Annotated in this window: 23 protein-coding genes and 2 pseudogenes; 16 read left to right on the top strand and 9 right to left on the bottom strand. The window is 33.6% G+C overall.

The annotated features are described in order from the left end of the window. The first annotated feature begins 173 nt into the window (after positions 1 to 173). The 4 genes from kamA (at position 174) to J4P91_RS10225 (ending at position 2,966) form a co-directional block, all read left to right on the top strand. Positions 174 to 1,592 carry a lysine 2,3-aminomutase gene (kamA, locus tag J4P91_RS10240; RefSeq protein WP_017149665.1) on the top strand — a complete coding sequence of 473 codons (1,419 nt, stop codon included), beginning with the start codon at positions 174 to 176 and terminating at the stop codon, positions 1,590 to 1,592. Further along, positions 1,589 to 1,861: a YokU family protein gene (locus J4P91_RS10235; RefSeq protein ID WP_017149664.1), complete on the top strand. Its 273-nt coding sequence runs from the start codon at positions 1,589 to 1,591 to the stop codon at positions 1,859 to 1,861. The genes kamA and J4P91_RS10235 overlap by 4 nt, the downstream gene beginning before the upstream one ends. Positions 1,862 to 1,933: 72 nt before the next feature. Beyond that, on the top strand, positions 1,934 to 2,149 hold the full coding sequence (locus J4P91_RS10230) for a YozE family protein (RefSeq protein WP_017149663.1): 216 nt from the start codon (positions 1,934 to 1,936) through the stop codon (positions 2,147 to 2,149). Between the two features lie 154 nt (positions 2,150 to 2,303). Then, the gene (locus tag J4P91_RS10225; protein ID WP_017149662.1) at positions 2,304 to 2,966 is read left to right on the top strand and encodes a hypothetical protein; all 663 of its coding nucleotides are present in this window, start codon (positions 2,304 to 2,306) and stop codon (positions 2,964 to 2,966) included. Here J4P91_RS10225 and J4P91_RS10220 read toward each other — a convergent pair whose 3' ends face one another. Beyond that, positions 2,967 to 3,122, bottom strand: coding sequence for a DUF3930 family protein (locus J4P91_RS10220; protein WP_017149661.1), 156 nt, complete (start codon positions 3,120 to 3,122; stop codon positions 2,967 to 2,969). It lies immediately after the preceding gene. A gap of 158 nt (positions 3,123 to 3,280) precedes the next feature. On the opposite strand from J4P91_RS10220, the gene J4P91_RS10215 reads away from it, so the two are divergent. The 5 genes from J4P91_RS10215 to J4P91_RS10195 all read left to right on the top strand — a co-directional run bounded on the left by J4P91_RS10215 (position 3,281) and on the right by J4P91_RS10195 (position 6,052). Next, positions 3,281 to 3,460, top strand: a complete 180-nt coding sequence (locus J4P91_RS10215) for a YozD family protein (protein ID WP_003197525.1) — start codon at positions 3,281 to 3,283, stop codon at positions 3,458 to 3,460. Between the two features lie 124 nt (positions 3,461 to 3,584). Then, a complete protein-coding gene (locus J4P91_RS10210) occupies positions 3,585 to 3,776 on the top strand; it encodes a hypothetical protein (RefSeq protein WP_017149660.1) in 192 nt (63 codons plus the stop codon). Then, positions 3,776 to 4,597 (top strand): serine/threonine protein kinase, encoded by an 822-nt coding sequence (locus J4P91_RS10205; protein WP_207994006.1) that lies wholly within the window; start codon positions 3,776 to 3,778, stop codon positions 4,595 to 4,597. The genes J4P91_RS10210 and J4P91_RS10205 overlap by 1 nt, the downstream gene beginning before the upstream one ends. Beyond that, positions 4,579 to 5,334 (top strand): sporulation protein, encoded by a 756-nt coding sequence (locus J4P91_RS10200; RefSeq protein ID WP_207994005.1) that lies wholly within the window; start codon positions 4,579 to 4,581, stop codon positions 5,332 to 5,334. The genes J4P91_RS10205 and J4P91_RS10200 overlap by 19 nt, the downstream gene beginning before the upstream one ends. Before the next feature lie 82 nt (positions 5,335 to 5,416). After that, complete coding sequence (locus J4P91_RS10195; RefSeq protein ID WP_207994004.1) at positions 5,417 to 6,052, top strand: phosphatase PAP2 family protein; 636 nt, start codon at positions 5,417 to 5,419, stop codon at positions 6,050 to 6,052. Here J4P91_RS10195 and J4P91_RS10190 read toward each other — a convergent pair. Then, positions 6,039 to 6,920, bottom strand: a complete 882-nt coding sequence (locus J4P91_RS10190) for a cation diffusion facilitator family transporter (protein ID WP_207994003.1) — start codon at positions 6,918 to 6,920, stop codon at positions 6,039 to 6,041. The genes J4P91_RS10195 and J4P91_RS10190 overlap by 14 nt on opposite strands. 218 nt (positions 6,921 to 7,138) lie before the next feature. Between J4P91_RS10190 and J4P91_RS10185 the strand changes: the two genes are divergently transcribed. After that, entirely contained in the window at positions 7,139 to 7,921 is a 783-nt protein-coding gene (locus J4P91_RS10185) for a hypothetical protein (protein ID WP_207994002.1), read from the top strand. A 53-nt stretch (positions 7,922 to 7,974) separates the two neighbouring features. On the opposite strand, the gene J4P91_RS10180 is transcribed toward J4P91_RS10185, so the two are convergent. Both J4P91_RS10180 and J4P91_RS10175 read right to left on the bottom strand, forming a co-directional pair. Continuing rightward, positions 7,975 to 8,289: a thioredoxin family protein gene (locus J4P91_RS10180; RefSeq protein ID WP_098337240.1), complete on the bottom strand. Its 315-nt coding sequence runs from the start codon at positions 8,287 to 8,289 to the stop codon at positions 7,975 to 7,977. A 72-nt stretch (positions 8,290 to 8,361) separates the two neighbouring features. Next, positions 8,362 to 9,123, bottom strand: a pseudogene (locus J4P91_RS10175) (site-specific integrase). Between the two features lie 257 nt (positions 9,124 to 9,380). Between J4P91_RS10175 and J4P91_RS10170 the strand changes: the two are divergent. Together J4P91_RS10170 and J4P91_RS10165 are read left to right on the top strand one after the other, a co-directional pair. Beyond that, the gene (locus J4P91_RS10170) at positions 9,381 to 10,331 is read left to right on the top strand and encodes a nucleoside hydrolase (RefSeq protein ID WP_207994001.1); all 951 of its coding nucleotides are present in this window, start codon (positions 9,381 to 9,383) and stop codon (positions 10,329 to 10,331) included. Between the two features lie 249 nt (positions 10,332 to 10,580). Next, positions 10,581 to 10,769 (top strand): hypothetical protein, encoded by a 189-nt coding sequence (locus J4P91_RS10165; RefSeq protein WP_243763793.1) that lies wholly within the window; start codon positions 10,581 to 10,583, stop codon positions 10,767 to 10,769. A 26-nt stretch (positions 10,770 to 10,795) separates the two neighbouring features. On the opposite strand, the gene J4P91_RS10160 is transcribed toward J4P91_RS10165, so the two are convergent. The 4 genes from J4P91_RS10160 to J4P91_RS10145 form a co-directional block, all read right to left on the bottom strand. Continuing rightward, positions 10,796 to 11,416, bottom strand: a complete 621-nt coding sequence (locus J4P91_RS10160) for a class D sortase (protein ID WP_207994000.1) — start codon at positions 11,414 to 11,416, stop codon at positions 10,796 to 10,798. A 59-nt stretch (positions 11,417 to 11,475) separates the two neighbouring features. Continuing rightward, a complete protein-coding gene (locus J4P91_RS10155; protein WP_207993998.1) occupies positions 11,476 to 11,910 on the bottom strand; it encodes an excalibur calcium-binding domain-containing protein in 435 nt (144 codons plus the stop codon). Between the two features lie 151 nt (positions 11,911 to 12,061). Then, complete coding sequence (locus J4P91_RS10150; RefSeq protein ID WP_307802529.1) at positions 12,062 to 12,436, bottom strand: ImmA/IrrE family metallo-endopeptidase; 375 nt, start codon at positions 12,434 to 12,436, stop codon at positions 12,062 to 12,064. Between the two features lie 383 nt (positions 12,437 to 12,819). Further along, positions 12,820 to 12,975, bottom strand: coding sequence for a DUF4021 domain-containing protein (locus J4P91_RS10145; protein ID WP_207993996.1), 156 nt, complete (start codon positions 12,973 to 12,975; stop codon positions 12,820 to 12,822). A 115-nt stretch (positions 12,976 to 13,090) separates the two neighbouring features. Between J4P91_RS10145 and J4P91_RS29700 the strand changes: the two are divergent. Together J4P91_RS29700 and J4P91_RS10140 are read left to right on the top strand one after the other, a co-directional pair. Further along, positions 13,091 to 13,287 (top strand): annotated as a pseudogene (locus J4P91_RS29700) (hypothetical protein); the annotation flags it as partial. A 3-nt stretch (positions 13,288 to 13,290) separates the two neighbouring features. Continuing rightward, the gene (locus J4P91_RS10140) at positions 13,291 to 13,644 is read left to right on the top strand and encodes a hypothetical protein (protein WP_207993994.1); all 354 of its coding nucleotides are present in this window, start codon (positions 13,291 to 13,293) and stop codon (positions 13,642 to 13,644) included. Between the two features lie 64 nt (positions 13,645 to 13,708). Here J4P91_RS10140 and J4P91_RS10135 read toward each other — a convergent pair whose 3' ends face one another. Then, complete coding sequence (locus J4P91_RS10135; protein ID WP_243763791.1) at positions 13,709 to 14,041, bottom strand: hypothetical protein; 333 nt, start codon at positions 14,039 to 14,041, stop codon at positions 13,709 to 13,711. A 125-nt stretch (positions 14,042 to 14,166) separates the two neighbouring features. On the opposite strand from J4P91_RS10135, the gene J4P91_RS10130 reads away from it, so the two are divergent. Then, positions 14,167 to 14,541, top strand: coding sequence for an ArpU family phage packaging/lysis transcriptional regulator (locus J4P91_RS10130; protein WP_207993992.1), 375 nt, complete (start codon positions 14,167 to 14,169; stop codon positions 14,539 to 14,541). A gap of 154 nt (positions 14,542 to 14,695) precedes the next feature. Further along, entirely contained in the window at positions 14,696 to 15,304 is a 609-nt protein-coding gene (locus J4P91_RS10125) for a BA5345 family protein (RefSeq protein ID WP_483862143.1), read from the top strand. Positions 15,305 to 15,427 lie beyond the last annotated feature (123 nt).

The raw sequence follows: 15,427 nt of genomic DNA, 5'->3' as shown, positions 1-15,427 counted from the left end.
TTACATATACAGAAAGTAATGAATATTATATTAAATAAGGCGCCATTTAAAATAAGAAAAAATATTTTTTCTCATATTTAATAGGGTATCTTTCGTCATCACTTATTGAACACGCAGAGTTGGCATAATTATTGCTTATTTAAATGGCGAGCGTAAAAAAAGGGGGAATAGCAATGTTACATGATGTATACAAACCAAATCGTCACTGGAAAGATATCGAATTATGGAAAGATGTTACAGAAGAGCAATGGAATGATTGGGTTTGGCAATTAACGAATACGATCAAAACGTTAGATGATTTAAAGAAAGTAATTAATTTGACACCAGAAGAAGAAGAAGGTGTTAAAATTTCAACGAAAACGATTCCGTTAAATATTACACCGTACTATGCTTCTCTTATGAATCCTGATGATCCACGCTGTCCGATTCGGATGCAATCTGTACCGATTTCGGAAGAATTATATAAAACAAAATATGATTTAGAAGACCCGCTTCATGAAGATGAAGATTCACCAGTCCCAGGTTTAACACATCGTTATCCAGACCGCGTTTTATTTCTAGTAACAAATCAATGTTCGATGTATTGTCGTTATTGTACACGTCGTCGTTTTAGTGGACAAATTGGAATGGGTGTTCCGAAAAAGCAACTAGATGATGCAATTGCTTATATTAGCGAAACACCGCAAGTACGTGATGTTTTAATCTCTGGTGGTGATGGTCTTCTTATTAATGATAAAATTTTAGAATACGTTTTAAAGAATTTACGAGCAATTCCGCATGTGGAGATTATCCGTATCGGAACGAGAGCTCCAGTTGTATTTCCACAACGTATTACAGAAAATCTATGTAATATTATTAAAAAATATCACCCAGTGTGGTTAAATACACACTTTAATACTTCTATTGAAATTACAGAAGAGTCTAAATTAGCATGTGAAATGCTTGCGAATGCAGGTGTTCCAGTAGGGAACCAAGCAGTTATTTTAGCTGGAATTAACGATAGTGTACCAATCATGAAAAAGCTGATGCACGATTTAGTGAAAATTCGTGTTCGTCCGTATTATATTTATCAATGTGATTTATCGGAAGGTATTGGTCATTTCCGTGCTCCGGTTTCTAAAGGATTAGAAATTATTGAGGGACTACGTGGACATACTTCCGGTTATGCTGTACCAACGTTCGTTGTCGATGCTCCAGGTGGAGGCGGAAAAATCGCCCTTCAGCCAAACTATTTAATCTCACAAAGCGCGGATAAAGTAGTTCTTCGTAACTTTGAGGGAGTTATTACAACGTATCCAGAACCAGAAAACTATGTACCAGGAAGAGCAGAAGGTTACTTTAAAGAAATTTATCCAACATACGAAGAGAAGCGTTCGGATATTGGTGTAGCAGGATTGATGAGTGATAAGAAATTTAATCTTGTTCCGGATGACCTGCAACGTATGAATCGCCGGAAAGATTATGAAACAAATGAAACGCATTCTTCTTTAAAAGATAAACGTGATAAACGTGATCAGTTAAAAGATAAAAAATATCAAGCCCAAATGGCGAAGTTAGAAGAAAATAAAGAAGCTGAGGGTGACGCAGTATGAATTGTATGTGGTGTGACAGTACAGAAGCGAAAGAAAGTCTGAATACTGTATATTGGGAATTGCCAGATGGTACAAAAGCCATTGAAATTCAAAAGACACCATGTATCTCTTGTTCATCATGTGGAATGGACTATCAGCCTGATCATGTTGTAAAAGAAATAGAAGATCAGTTGTTTTTAATTTATACAAAAGATTTACCAAAACAATTAACATATGAAGAGTTGATGGAACGCCCACGTCTACTAAAGAGAAATTATTTCGACTTTTAACCAGCAATTATGCTGGTTTTTTTCTTTTCCCCCTTGTATAATGTACCCAAGTTAGAAAGGTAGGGAATATTTTTGAAAAAGTCATTTTATCACTATATGATGAAGCACCGTGCGTCTTTAATCAAAAATGAAGTGTCAGATTTAGCTGAAGCTATGTATGATGATTTAAGTTTTCCGAAGCAATCAGAAGATTACGATGAAATTAGTTCGTATTTAGAATTAAGTGGATTACTGGACAGTATGTCTATTTTTGATGAGGCTTGGGAGCTATACATACAAGAAAGATAACGATCACATATATCTGTATGAATACATCACTCTATAAAAAGTGATGTATTTTTTTATTGAAAAATTTTGTGAATATAAGCTCAGGTGATAAGCGTTTTTCTATCGTTTGCATATACTGGTATCAAAATCACGACTTTAAAAAGGAGAGATATAAATGGCAAGAAAAAAACAACCTAAATATAATGTGGGAGACATAGTCGTGATTACGCTATATGGAACCGTTGGTAAAATCACAAATATGAAAATGTTAGATGGTGTATATGTATATGAAGTTAATAATCATGATGGATATTATGTGGAACAAACGCTTCAGCATGTTACGGAACAAGAAATGAAAAAAGGTGAAACAGAATGGGTTGAATTACGCTATCATTTTACTTTCGGTGATCTTGTGCAAGTTACGGGATATGATAAAGATGTTTTTCGGATCGTTGGGTTTCGTACAGAGGTGTGGCGGTATAAAAATGATGCTTGGGAAGATACAATATATGAATTATCGAGAATTACAGATGGTGAGTGGTTAGAAGCTGATGAATCAGATTTAACCTTGCTTGCGAATGCACAAACTGCTAATGCTATCTTGAAAAAAATAAAACAAGATAAAGCAGGGATGAATAAATTAGATTTAGGAAAATTGAAGTCAATAAACAACTCAAAAAAGGTGAGTATTAAAACAAGCAGACAAGAAATTATTGATGGATTACTAGATATTTATAATGACTATCAATTATTATACGAAACATTTCAAGATGAAGAATATAAAATTGTTATGGATGTCGTCCATAATTATTTAGTTAAATTAACAGAGAAAAAATAGCTAGAAAGCAAGAAGGAACTGAACAAAAATATATGCTGTGTAAGGTATACCTACAATCGTTAAAAAAATAATAAGCCCTTTGATGACAGAGTCTGCCCATTTATCCTCATGCATGAACTCTTCTTTTCTTTGCTCTATTTCATATTGATATTCCATAGTTATTTCCCCCTTCAAATAGCTTGTACTACATCGTATGCTGTAAGTTGAAGCGATATGACAGACAAGTATGATATAGAAAAGAAAATCTATTTTTCTAATCTTGTATACATAATTTTGAAATTTCTTCATAAAACAGAAATAAAGGAGTGATGCTCATGAAGGAAATTGAAGTCGTAATTGATACGGAAGAAATTGCGGAGTTTTTTTATGAGCAACTAATTGAGAGAGGGTATGTACCAAAGCGAGAAGAGATTGAAGATCTCGCTGATATTACATTTGAGTATTTACTAGAAAAGTGTATGATTGATGAAGTGTTTGATGAGGATGAAGGCTGAAAGCAACGACGGGACCTACTCGTCGTTTTTTACACTTTAAAATTGTTTCTTTACAAACTTGTCACAAACATAAAGGACTATTATTGGTATAATAAAAAGAAAATTTCAAATAAGAGGTGAAGGGATGTTCAAAAAAATTATTGATTCTTTACTAGGAAAGAAGAATAGATATCGTTCCTATTCAAGTAGTGATTATCGTCATAGAGGTCGCTCGTATTCAAGTAGTGATTATAATAAGAGGAGAAATTCTCATGGCTATGGACATCAGCACTATAAAAGAAAACGTAAAAGTCGTAGTTTCTTTTCAAGTAGTTGATGAAGTGGCGTGACATACTTGCTTGGTTTGATAGACCGCAGCGCAATAATACAATTGTTACGCAGCGCTATAAAATTGAATCAGTAATTGGAATGGGCAGCTATGGCTTTACATATATCGTTTTTGATTTGCAAACGAAAGAAAAAAAGGTTTTGAAACAATTAAGACAAAGTAAGCAAAGGTATATTTCAGGTAGAAGTTCCTTTGCACAGGAGCAAGCGATTCTAGAACAGCTAGATCATCCGGCAATACCGAACTTATATGACAGTTTCATATGGAGAAAACAACCGTTTTTTGTAATGGAGTATATGCCAGGTAAGAATTTCGAAGACTTCATTTTTAGAGATGGACATGTATATGAAGAATATGAGGTCTTTCATATTTTATACAAGGTACTTGAGCTTGTTTCTTATTTTCATAGTAAAGGTATTATTCATCGAGACTTACGAATCCCTAACATTTTAATGGAAGAGGGGCAAATTAGCATTATCGATTTTGGGTTAGCTAGATTTATAGAAGAAGTCGATGAGCGGGCCTGTACCTATGAAGGAGAACAAGCCTATATGCGAGAAGTTCACTATCGTAGTGACTTCTATGCACTAGGTCACTTTACATTATTTTTATTATACTCTGGCTATGAATCTACTGCAAAAGAGGAAAAGCCATGGTATGAAGAGTTACAGCTAGTGAAAGAAAACCGTGAAATTATTATGCGGCTGCTACAGATGAAGACTCCATATTATGAGAATGTACAAGATGTTAGAAAAGATGTACGCCATGCATTAGAAAGGATGGGGGATACATGTTTCAAAAGTTTTTAGCAAGCGTTGGAATAGGAAATGCAAAAGTGGATACAGTTCTTGAAAAAGATGAATATTTAGTAGGGGAAGAAATTGTAGGTGTGGTTCATATTACGGGTGGATCAGTTGGTCAACAAATTGAAAGCATTTACTTAACACTATCGACATCGTATATACGAGAAGTAGATGATAAAAAAGTAAGTACTACATTCGATTTAGAACGAGTACGTTTAACGGAGCCTATTAAGATATCTCCAAATGAAAAAGTAGAAATCCCATTTTCATTCGCGATGCCAATTGAAGCGCCGCTTACATTTGGCATGAAAACAGTTTGGGTTCATACAGGCCTTGATATTAAACGAAGTATTGACCCGAGTGATCGTGATTACGTTCAGGTGTTACCGAATGCATTATTAAATAGTGTTTTAGATAGTGTAAATCAATTAGGATTTAGGCTTCGTCAAGCAGAGTGTGAAGAACTACCGCATCGTTTACGTGCTAATATTCCATTTGCGCAAGAGTTTGAGTTCATTCCAGTTTCGGGGCAGTATTATGGTAAATTGGATGAATTGGAATTATTAATTTTACCACGTGCGTATGATCGATTGGATATTGTTATGGAAGTAGACAGAAAAGCCCGTGGGCTAGCAGGTTTATTTTCAGAAGCCTTAGACTTAGATGAAAGAGTCGTTCGTTTTACTGTAACGCGTGAAGACATTCCAACGATGCAGCAAAAAATTAACAATTATATTTCTTAATAAATGATGCATAAAAAAGAAATGGAGAGGAAAACTAAAACAACCGCTCCATTTTTTATTTTTATATAGTGAGGTTATGTATGTGAAACGATATCGACATGTATACTTGTTAAGCCTATTACTTATTTGTTTTGTCGGATTATCACTTTCGTATCATACCGCTTGTGTTGAGAAATTTGATGATGTTATTACCAAATTTATTCAAAGTTTTCGGAACGATTATTTGACAGCTTATTTCACTTGGATGTCTTATATTGGTTCAAAAAAAATATATTTCCCATTATTAATCATAGTTGTAATGTACTTTCTCATTCGAAAAAGGTTGTTAGGTGCGTTGTTTTTAATCATTAATTATTATGGATCCCGTCACCTTAACAGCCTCCTAAAATTATGGTACGAACGACCAAGACCAGATGTGTCACAGCTTGTTACAGCTACAGGATATAGTTTTCCAAGCGGACATACGATGAATGCTACAGCATTTCTAGGGTTTATTGCTTATGTAACAATCACGGAGCATCGTATTACATTGCATAGAAAGTTGCTAATTATTTTTATTACATGTTTCGTGATATTTTCTATTTCTATTAGCCGCGTATATCTTGGAGTTCATTATCCATCCGATATATTAGCAGGCTGGGCAGCAGGGGGAAGTTGGCTCATTTTATGTATTATGTTTCACGAAGCATTCATCAAAAAAGAACCTATGTCATCATAGGTTCTTTTTGCATAGGTTCAACATGAATATGTGTGTGAAAAATTCCAAACTTCTGTTCTAACATTTCTTCAATTTTATCGGTAATATGATGACTTTTACTCACGTCCATCCGAGCATCTACTTCAATCGTAATATCCACATACGTTTGATTCCCATACATACGGGCACGAATATCAACAATATGTTCAACACCAGAAACAAGCTTGACAGCTTGTGAATATTCCTCCATTTTATCTGGATCAATGCCATCGGTTAACATATGAGAAGCTTCTACAAAGATGTCCCATGCAGTTTTGCAAATGATAAAGCCAACAATTAAGGCCGCGATTGGATCGAGGATAGGCATGTGGAACTGAGATGCGACAATGCCGACAACTGTACCGATACTAACGAGGGCATCTGATAAATTATCTTTTGCTGCAGCTTCTAGTGCTTTACTTTTTGTACGTTTCGCAATTTTATTATTATATTTGTACACAACGTACATGATGACAGCACAAAATAAAGCAACCCATGCTGCAAGAACATTTGGTGCTGTTTTTTGCGGATTAAAAAATGATTGTATTGCACTTACGATAACTTCTAAACCAACCGTTGCCATAATAAAAGAAGCAACAAGTGAAGCGATTTGTTCTGCACGCGAATGACCATATGGATGATCCGGGTCACGAGGCTTTCGAGAAATTTTTAAACCGATTAATACAGCTAAAGAAGCACCGATATCTGTTAAATTATTTAAACCGTCTGCACGTAATGCACTGGAAAGAGCAATATAGCTAATTACGATTTTCAGTGATGATAAAAATATGTAGGCGATAATGCTGACGATGGCTCCTTTATCAGCTTCTTTATTAGAAAGTGAATTCATAACGATCACTCACCTTTCTGTTAGGAATTTCTTTCTATTAATAGAGTATCAAACGAAACTCATGTGGGTCTATACAAACATTGTTGACACTTTATAGGTTTTTAAGTAGGGGATAACAAAGTTAGCTTAGGGCAAAAAGATTAATATATGTACATCAATAATATTTCTGATTATAATTAAGATGAAAATATTAGTAGTATATAGGGGAATAAAAATCAGTGAATAAAAAGGCAACAATTAAAATAGGGACATTGTTTACACTTTTATTAGTTGTATGTGTTTTTTATGGGTATAAGAGTTTAAATAGTTTTTTACTCTGGGATGAACTCGGTAATTTAAAGATGATTTCAAGTGATAAAGAAGTTGCAGATGGTATGTACTTTGTACGAGGAAAGATATATTCTGAACATGTAACAGGAGATGAAACATTTCTTGCTAATGGATATGCGATAGTAAATCGAATTCATAAGAAAAAAACGAAGTATTATACACAGACTTCTGCACCAAATCGTTCTCTATGGAGTAATGGTCAAATGGAAGTTTTTTACAATAACCCCATACATATTGGAAATAAAGAATTAATGCTAGCCAATAAAGACAATGTGTCACTTGAAACTCTTTTCATAGAATTAGATAGTGAAAATGTAATTTCAACAAAGGTAAATGATATTCAAGCAAACACTACAAGGTTAGCAGATGGTACAAACCGCTTTTATTCATTTAAAGCAGTAGAAAATAAAGAAAATGTAGTTGTACTGGGGCAGGTAAATGGGAAGGTAATTAAAGAATTACCTAATAGGTATGGGAATTTTGTTTATATTGGAAGTACTAAAGAACAAATTATAGAGGGGATAAAGAGTAAAAATAACAGTAATTGGATATATCTTTCCATTCTTGTTGTATTAAGCGGTATTAGTGGATTTGGATTTTATATGTATGGGAAAGGGAAATGGACTAAAGATGTTTTTGTTTTTACATTTTTTGGGAGGGAGATAAATTAAAAGGGACGCTTTTTTTGCGTCCCTTTTTTTATTACATACATATTTTGTTGGAGTTAATACACTTCTAAAAACTCAGTAACTTGCTCTTCTGTTTTTGCATTTGCACTATGTAAATGACCAAGTTTTTCACCATTTTGATACACTAATAAGCTAGGAATTCCCATTACTTGATATTCTTCCGCAATACTTGGGAACTCATCTTTGTTAATAGAATACCATTCAAATTTATTGAACTCTTCCATTACATCTCCAATAAAGTTGTCCATACGTACACAATCTGGACACCATGTTGTGAAGAATTTTACTACTACTGGCTCCTCGCTTGCGATAATGTCTTTAAATTCCTTTTCAGACTTGATTTCTTTCATGTTTTTTGCTCCTTTTACAATTGTTTTATTTTGTATTTTTTAGGTGGTGATTTCATTGGAAAATCATAACTTCTAACGAACGGTTTTATTTTCGAACAATTCGTTTGCAAATTGATCCACCGCAGTTTCTTGAAGTCCTGGTACAACATGTGAGTAGGTGTCCAATGTGATGCCTACTCTTTTATGTCCTAATCGCTCACTTACAATCTTTGGATGAATACCCTGCTTTAACATTATTGTTGCATGAGTATGTCTCAGATCATGGAACCGAATATCAGGAACCTCACTTTTCTTTATAAGCTTTTTCCAGAGCTGTGTCAAACTTCTGAAATTGCAAGGATTTCCGTTAAAAGTAGGGTAGACCAAATCATAGTCATTATAGCCATCGCCATATCGTTCTTTTTCTTCAGATATCTTTTATAGATGTTCTTTAAGCGCCTGTAAAGTAATGTCAGGTAGAACAATCAATCTCTTTCCTGAAGAAGTTTTTGGCTCATGGAATTCCTTTGTGATATGAGAAAGGGAACGGTTAACAGATAACGTTCGTCTTTCAAAATCAATATCTTTCCATTGAAGTCCCAGTATTTCTCCTTTGCGCATACCGCATGTAATGGCCAGTAAATAAGCGATGTAATATCGACTTTCTTTCGCGTGCTCTAAAAAGCGGAGAACCTCTTCTTCAGTCCAAGTATTTACTGTTTTAGCATCAGCGCCAGCTACTGGTGGACTAACAACATCAGCAACATTCTTTTTTACAATTTCATGACGTACAGCGTAAGTAAGAGCTGTTCTAACAATTTGATGAATGCTACGGACTGTAGTAACAGGCTTCATCGATTTTTGATTCATGTTGTGTAAGTCTAGTTGTAATTTTGCTGCTATGAAAATTACATGTTTGGACATATCAGCGATGGGTATATTTTATCATATATAAACTACATTAGTTATAGGATATGTTTGTTATTTACAGTTCAAAGATATTGTTCTTAGTAAGAATTACATAACCAGTTCAAATGGAATGTATCATTAAGGAATACATAAAATTTATAAATCTATTATGTATTTTATATAGGTTTTTTGGGGGGAGATATATGCAAAAAAAGGTTCTCTTGTTTACAGATTTAGGAGTTGATGATGCCTTTGCTATTCTATACACCTTTTTCCGTAAGGATATTCAGTTAGTAGGCATTGTAGCTGACTATGGGAATGTATCAAGGGAAAAGGCTATATGGAACATTAACTATTTAAAGTATATTGCAGGAAGACCGGAGATACCTGTTTTTCTAGGCGCTTCGGTGCCTTTAACAGGTATAGCTGTTGAATCCTTTCCAGAAATACATGGAGAAGCAGGGCTAGGACCGATTATTCCACCTCAGATTGATTCCCCAGTTTATCCAATTCATGATATTTATCAGATTATAGATTTGAATTTGGATGATCTAACTATTATTAATTTAGGTAGGCTTTCTTCTTTGGCAACTGCATTTGTTTTAAATCTAAAAAAGATGCAAAAAGTGAAAGAATATATTTGCATGGGAGGAGCTTTTTTTTATCCCGGAAATGTGACAGCTGTGGCTGAGGCTAATTTTTACTCAGATCCATATGGAGCAAACCTAATCGTACAATATGCTAAAAATTTGACAGTTATTCCATTAAACGTTACTCAAAGTGCTATTGTGACGCCTGAAATGGTTCAACAAATCGATGCATTTCATCATAATACAAAGGATCCTGCAGGACTTATCATTAAACCTATGTTGGATTACTACTATAATTTTTACTTGAAGTCGAATCCTGGTATAAAAGGAAGTCCAATGCATGACTTTGTAACCATATGGTACCTGTTAAATACAGATGCAGTTTCCCTCTCTAAAGTACCCATTAAAATAATACCTGATCAAGGAGAAGGCTTTGGTCAAAGTATAGCTGATTTTCGTTTTACTACAAATCCAGGTTATAAAACGCATAACGTAGCTTTCCAATTCAATTATGAAAGATTTAAGCAAGATATTATGGAAACATTTTTAAAAAAGAGACTGTAGTGCGTGGGATTGATAGGGAATTTGTTATGTAGGTATTTTAGCAATGAATTTATTTATCATATATAAACAGTGTGGGTTATAGGATATGGTTGTCATAACTTGTTAGAAAATAACAAAATAAGATACAATATTAGTAGATTAAAATATGAAAGGGGATAAGAGAATGGCATTGTTTGCAAAAGACCCGGTTGGCGGCTGGCACAATGAACCAGGCGGTGGTGGTTTAAAGAATTCTACTGATCCAGAAGGATGGTAATCATATTTTTATATTCAAAAGAGTCACAAGAGCCGGGCACAGGATGGAAAATAATATCTGATCCAGGAACAGGAATTGGAAGTATTTTAAGTTCCGATCCAAATCCTGGCGGAGGATACATAAAAGATCCTGGCACTGGAATGGGAAGTACCTTGAATTTTGATACAGAAACAGGGATATAAAAAAAAGAGCCATAGGGCTCTTTTTTTTATTGAACAGCAACTAAAGAAGACTCAATTATATACCGATTAGGAGCATCTCCGACATAATTGAATGGATAACAGGTTGTTAATGTTAGCGTAGGCTTATCCTTTGCAACAATTACAGTACGATCCTCTGCGTCAGTAACCCAGTGTTTACGAATTTGGTAAACGTATATTTTGCTGTCATATTCAACTAAAATATAATCATTTTCTTGTAAATTTCCCAAATCAGTAAATACTGTGTCACGATGACCGCTTAGTACAGTGTGCCCATTTCCAGAAGGGGTTGTTGTAATGTCACTAACGAACATTCCAACGCCTTTTTTCAATGTTTTGTCATCAGCACCCCAGTATACTTGATATTTTCGTTTGATTTTCGGGATTACCATATATGCGATTTGTTCTCCTTGTTGGTGTTGTACTTGAGAAGAGGAGATTTGTTTTTTAGATTCCGGAAATGTTTCCTTATTATCAGTCATGGCATATATATTTTGATATTGTTCTACTTCAGCATTTTCCATAGTCACAACAGTTTTTCTGGAATCATACCAGTCTATAAAGTAATAAGCAAAAGCAAATGAACCAATAGTAATCAATAATACGCCGAACCATTCAAGTTTTTTCAAATATATCACTCCACATTAAAAACGACAGGAAGATATACCTGCCGTCCTTATGTATTGATTTATGCATTCGTTTTCTTACGACGGAATACAAAGATTGAACCTAATAATACTAGACCGGCGCTTACGAGCATCATTGTCACATTGTTAGAAGCTGTATTCGGTAACTTTTCAGCTTGTTTTTTATTCTCCTTTGTTTCTACTTTAGTAGTGCTGTTACTTGTTTGTTTTTGAACAGGAGCTTGCTTACTAGCTACGAATTGATCGTATTCTCCTTTATTTACTTCACAAGGTAAACCATCGTTATCACGGTCTAGGTCATGTGGGTCATTAGTGGCACTGTAACCATTACTGTGCCAAAACTCCATAATTTCTTGTTTGTTTTTGAATTGACCACAATCTTTGTCGTTAGGATTCTTAGCTGCAAATGCAGATGAAGTATACCCAACTGTTAAAAGTGTGAACGCTGTTGCTGAAATCAATAGCTTTTTCTTCATTATTTATTTCCCCCAATATTAAAATGTAAGATTTCTACCTAATAATAACAAATATAGTTACAAAGGTTTTGTCACATTTTGTCGGATGGAAATGAAAAAAGAGCAAATAGCTCTCTTATTACATTTTAATTTCTTTTTCGAATATGTCCTTTCATGTCAAACACTCCTTGATTCGAATTTTACTTTGAATTTGTGTAAGACGTTGCTTACATAATTCAGGAGTGACTTGAAACACTTCAGACATATCAGCGACCATAGTATCCTTTGCAGGGTTAATATATTTTAGCATATGGAAGGGGATAGCTGCATATTTGGTAAAATGTACTGCATCCCATTCTTGTAATTCACGAAAAGCAGTAGGCATAATCCCTTGTATGCCGGTGTGGCGCAGGATATGGCATAATTCATGAAAGAATACTTCGTTTTGTTTTTCTTTAGATAAGCGTGAATCAATGACAATCATTTTTAAATAATTATTTGCTATGTAGTACGATTTTTGGAAGGATGATAGTTGGTACGCTACTATTTCAAAATGAAATGGATAAATAATTGAACAAAAGCGTTATTTAAATAAAACTGGCTGAAACATTGAGTCAGTATACTTAATATTTCAGCTGGTACTACAAAATATTTTAGAATTCATTATTGCTCTTCATTCTCTTCTTTATGAAGAAAATACAGAATTAATATTGATAAGACAATAGTAAACAAAGCTGGAAATGCCATTTATAAACCTCCTTTAAATAGGATTACTTTATATTTTACCATATATAGGGATTTTAATGTGAATGAGTTTAAAGGGATAGCAGTATAAAACTAAACAAAAACGCTATTTGGTTTAATCTCCGAAAATTAAGAGCACTTTTGCAATGTGCTCTTAATCAGAAAGATGTTATGTGTAAATATGTACTAGATTTTTGGTGAATTGCTTTTTTTACGGTGATCTTTGTCTTCAATATCAGTTTCAGGCATTCCGTATAATCCATTCATAGCCTGTTCATCTAAATCAAGACCAAGCACATTATTATTTGTCACATCATTTTTTTCTTTTTTAGAGTCATTCATATATATATCACCTCCTATTTTTAGGATGTCTAAAAGTGATATAAACATTCAAGGTTTGTTTCATGATAAAAACTTCATTTGAGAACAAAGGAGAGTTTAACAATGAGTGTCATAAACAAGTTCAAAAGAATATGCAGTCTATAAGGTGAATCACTTATATGTATCGGGACCATGAAGGAATGCGTTCAACATATGGGCGTACTTCCTGCAACAGTTCGTTTTTACATGACACCAGCATATCAAAGAAGATTGTCCCAAAGAAAGAAAGGAAGAAATTATTTAACTGTTACGGAACTTGAGGAGGATGAATGATAGATGTCAATGTATACGACAGCAAAAACATGGGATGAAATGATGAAAGTAGTACGGTCATTAGAACCACCAACATGCTTGTCAGTAAATTATGATCCCGATAATGATGAATATAAAATTTGGTGCGGTAATCAGCCATATTACTTTTATGATAATGAAATTGAAAAGCTTGAAAAAGAAACTAAACGTCTAAAAAAAGAAAACAAGATGTACAGTAAATGGGTAAATAAATTGCAATGTGAAAAGGATACATTAAACTATAAAATTGAGCGGGTTAAAGAGTTCACAAACAGTAAAACAAGAACCGTATTTTTTAAGAAAGATCAGGATATTATCGAGGGTATCTTAAAAGATTGAACAAAAATTTCATTTTGTACAGATTAGAAGCTTATTCAATAGATAAAGAGCAGCTAGCAAAAATTCATCGCTGCTCTTCAAATGGTCTTTCATGCGGCATGTATTCGTCCGGAGGGAACATAGGAGCGTTAAAAATAAGATAGATCCATACAAGGTAATAACCTAAATTAAACAATACAAGTAAAATTCGTTGACTAATAGAACTAGCACCTAATGCCAAAAATATTCCTATAAGTGGTGTGAATAGTCCGATTTTCCAAAAAAGGTTTGCTGATCCACCTATTTCTATTGTTTCTTCATTCCATACAGTTAATATAGCAAAAAGTAAGCATGTTAAAGAAGATATTGCCCATTTGTTCAAATTTATCAGCTCTTTTCTATGTAACGATAATTGCATATTAAATCATCTTAATTTATCCTTTATTATTTTAACAAAAATAAAATCGAACATGTGGTTTTTTACAATTTTAAACAAAATAATCCTTTGAAATAAAAAGTTTGAACGGAGGGGAAGCGTATCATATGAACCAATTGTCATTCTTTGAAGACATCGATGAAAAAGAGATGCGTAAACTTGTGGTGAAAGAGCTGAAAAATTACAAAGCATTACGCGTACGTATGAAAAATCAAGAAGAACAAATTCGAGCAGGGTACGCATTTCTTTTTCCGAAAATGAAAGATGATAAGAAGCATGAGATACGGTTTAGGCAGATTGAAAGGACGTTGCAAAATGCACTTGATAATGATCAGCGCAAAATCATTGAAATGAAGTATTTAGGGAATGAGAAAGTAAAAGATTCCTATGTTTACAATGAATTGATGATGAAATGTGATCCGTTTTACGAGAAGAAAAGAAGCGCTATACGACTGATAGCTACAGCCTTAGGGATTATATAAAAGTCATATTAGTGGTATGAAAATAATTTTTATTTTGTACTACAAATATATAGAAAAATATTGATATAATTAGGGAACTGATGAGTGTTAGAGGATGAATAGAAGGAAGGGCGCATGTATGAATTTTGATACAAAATATTTAATAAGATGGTGAATTCCTGGATGGGTTTTTCTCTTTTGGATAACTTTAAGCTGGTTTTTAATGCATTCAAATGCGTTTGATAAGTTATTAGTAAATGATAAAAATTTACAAAGTATCACTTTATTATTGGCATCTGTAGGGATTGGGGTGACAATTGGTTATCTTTGTCATCAAGCTTTTTTTGCATACAAATGGACACTAAGTCTGAAGGATATGGACTTATCTGTAATAACAAATCAAATAAAAAATGATGACTGGCCGCGGGAAAATACTAAAAAGTATTATCATATTGAATTCCTTTGGCAAAACGCAATTAAAAATATAGAAGATGATAACCAACGTAATTATATAGCTGAAAGATACAGACATTATTTATCAACAATACAGGGCTTAGGAGCTTTATTTCTTTCTCAGTTATTATCTACTATTGTTAGTCTAATAATTTTTGGATGGAATTGGATCTTTAATGGATTCTCATATATATTTTGGGTTGCAATTCTACTTGTAATTGTTCAAGGATTTTTATGCTGGCTTTTTTGGAAAAATCAACAGTACTATTCAGATTTATTAATGGATTATCAAGGTAAGATGTTAGCTGAGATAATGAAGAATAATAACTGATCAATACGGTTTACTTATAATGCGATGTCATTAAATAGATAAGTAGTAAAGTGAACCCCATTAATGGGACATGAAAAAAACACCTCCTTAATTCGCATACTAAATGCGAATTAAATGGAGGTG

The sequence above is a fragment of the Bacillus sp. XF8 genome (genome assembly GCF_017498755.1).
Classification (GTDB): domain Bacteria; phylum Bacillota; class Bacilli; order Bacillales; family Bacillaceae_G; genus Bacillus_A; species Bacillus_A bingmayongensis.
This window is presented reverse-complemented; position numbering and strand designations above follow the sequence as displayed.

Coding starts and splice junctions, on each gene's coding strand:
- kamA (WP_017149665.1), top strand. CDS start 174: ATGTTACATGATGTATACAAACCAAATCGTCACTGGAAAGATATCGAA.
- J4P91_RS10235 (WP_017149664.1), top strand. CDS start 1,589: ATGAATTGTATGTGGTGTGACAGTACAGAAGCGAAAGAAAGTCTGAAT.
- J4P91_RS10225 (WP_017149662.1), top strand. CDS start 2,304: ATGGCAAGAAAAAAACAACCTAAATATAATGTGGGAGACATAGTCGTG.
- J4P91_RS10220 (WP_017149661.1), bottom strand. CDS start 3,122: ATGGAATATCAATATGAAATAGAGCAAAGAAAAGAAGAGTTCATGCAT.
- J4P91_RS10215 (WP_003197525.1), top strand. CDS start 3,281: ATGAAGGAAATTGAAGTCGTAATTGATACGGAAGAAATTGCGGAGTTT.
- J4P91_RS10210 (WP_017149660.1), top strand. CDS start 3,585: ATGTTCAAAAAAATTATTGATTCTTTACTAGGAAAGAAGAATAGATAT.
- J4P91_RS10205 (WP_207994006.1), top strand. CDS start 3,776: ATGAAGTGGCGTGACATACTTGCTTGGTTTGATAGACCGCAGCGCAAT.
- J4P91_RS10200 (WP_207994005.1), top strand. CDS start 4,579: ATGTTTCAAAAGTTTTTAGCAAGCGTTGGAATAGGAAATGCAAAAGTG.
- J4P91_RS10190 (WP_207994003.1), bottom strand. CDS start 6,920: ATGAATTCACTTTCTAATAAAGAAGCTGATAAAGGAGCCATCGTCAGC.
- J4P91_RS10180 (WP_098337240.1), bottom strand. CDS start 8,289: ATGAAAGAAATCAAGTCTGAAAAGGAATTTAAAGACATTATCGCAAGC.
- J4P91_RS10170 (WP_207994001.1), top strand. CDS start 9,381: ATGCAAAAAAAGGTTCTCTTGTTTACAGATTTAGGAGTTGATGATGCC.
- J4P91_RS10165 (WP_243763793.1), top strand. CDS start 10,581: ATGGTAATCATATTTTTATATTCAAAAGAGTCACAAGAGCCGGGCACA.
- J4P91_RS10155 (WP_207993998.1), bottom strand. CDS start 11,910: ATGAAGAAAAAGCTATTGATTTCAGCAACAGCGTTCACACTTTTAACA.
- J4P91_RS10145 (WP_207993996.1), bottom strand. CDS start 12,975: ATGAATGACTCTAAAAAAGAAAAAAATGATGTGACAAATAATAATGTG.
- J4P91_RS10140 (WP_207993994.1), top strand. CDS start 13,291: ATGTCAATGTATACGACAGCAAAAACATGGGATGAAATGATGAAAGTA.
- J4P91_RS10135 (WP_243763791.1), bottom strand. CDS start 14,041: ATGCAATTATCGTTACATAGAAAAGAGCTGATAAATTTGAACAAATGG.
- J4P91_RS10130 (WP_207993992.1), top strand. CDS start 14,167: ATGAACCAATTGTCATTCTTTGAAGACATCGATGAAAAAGAGATGCGT.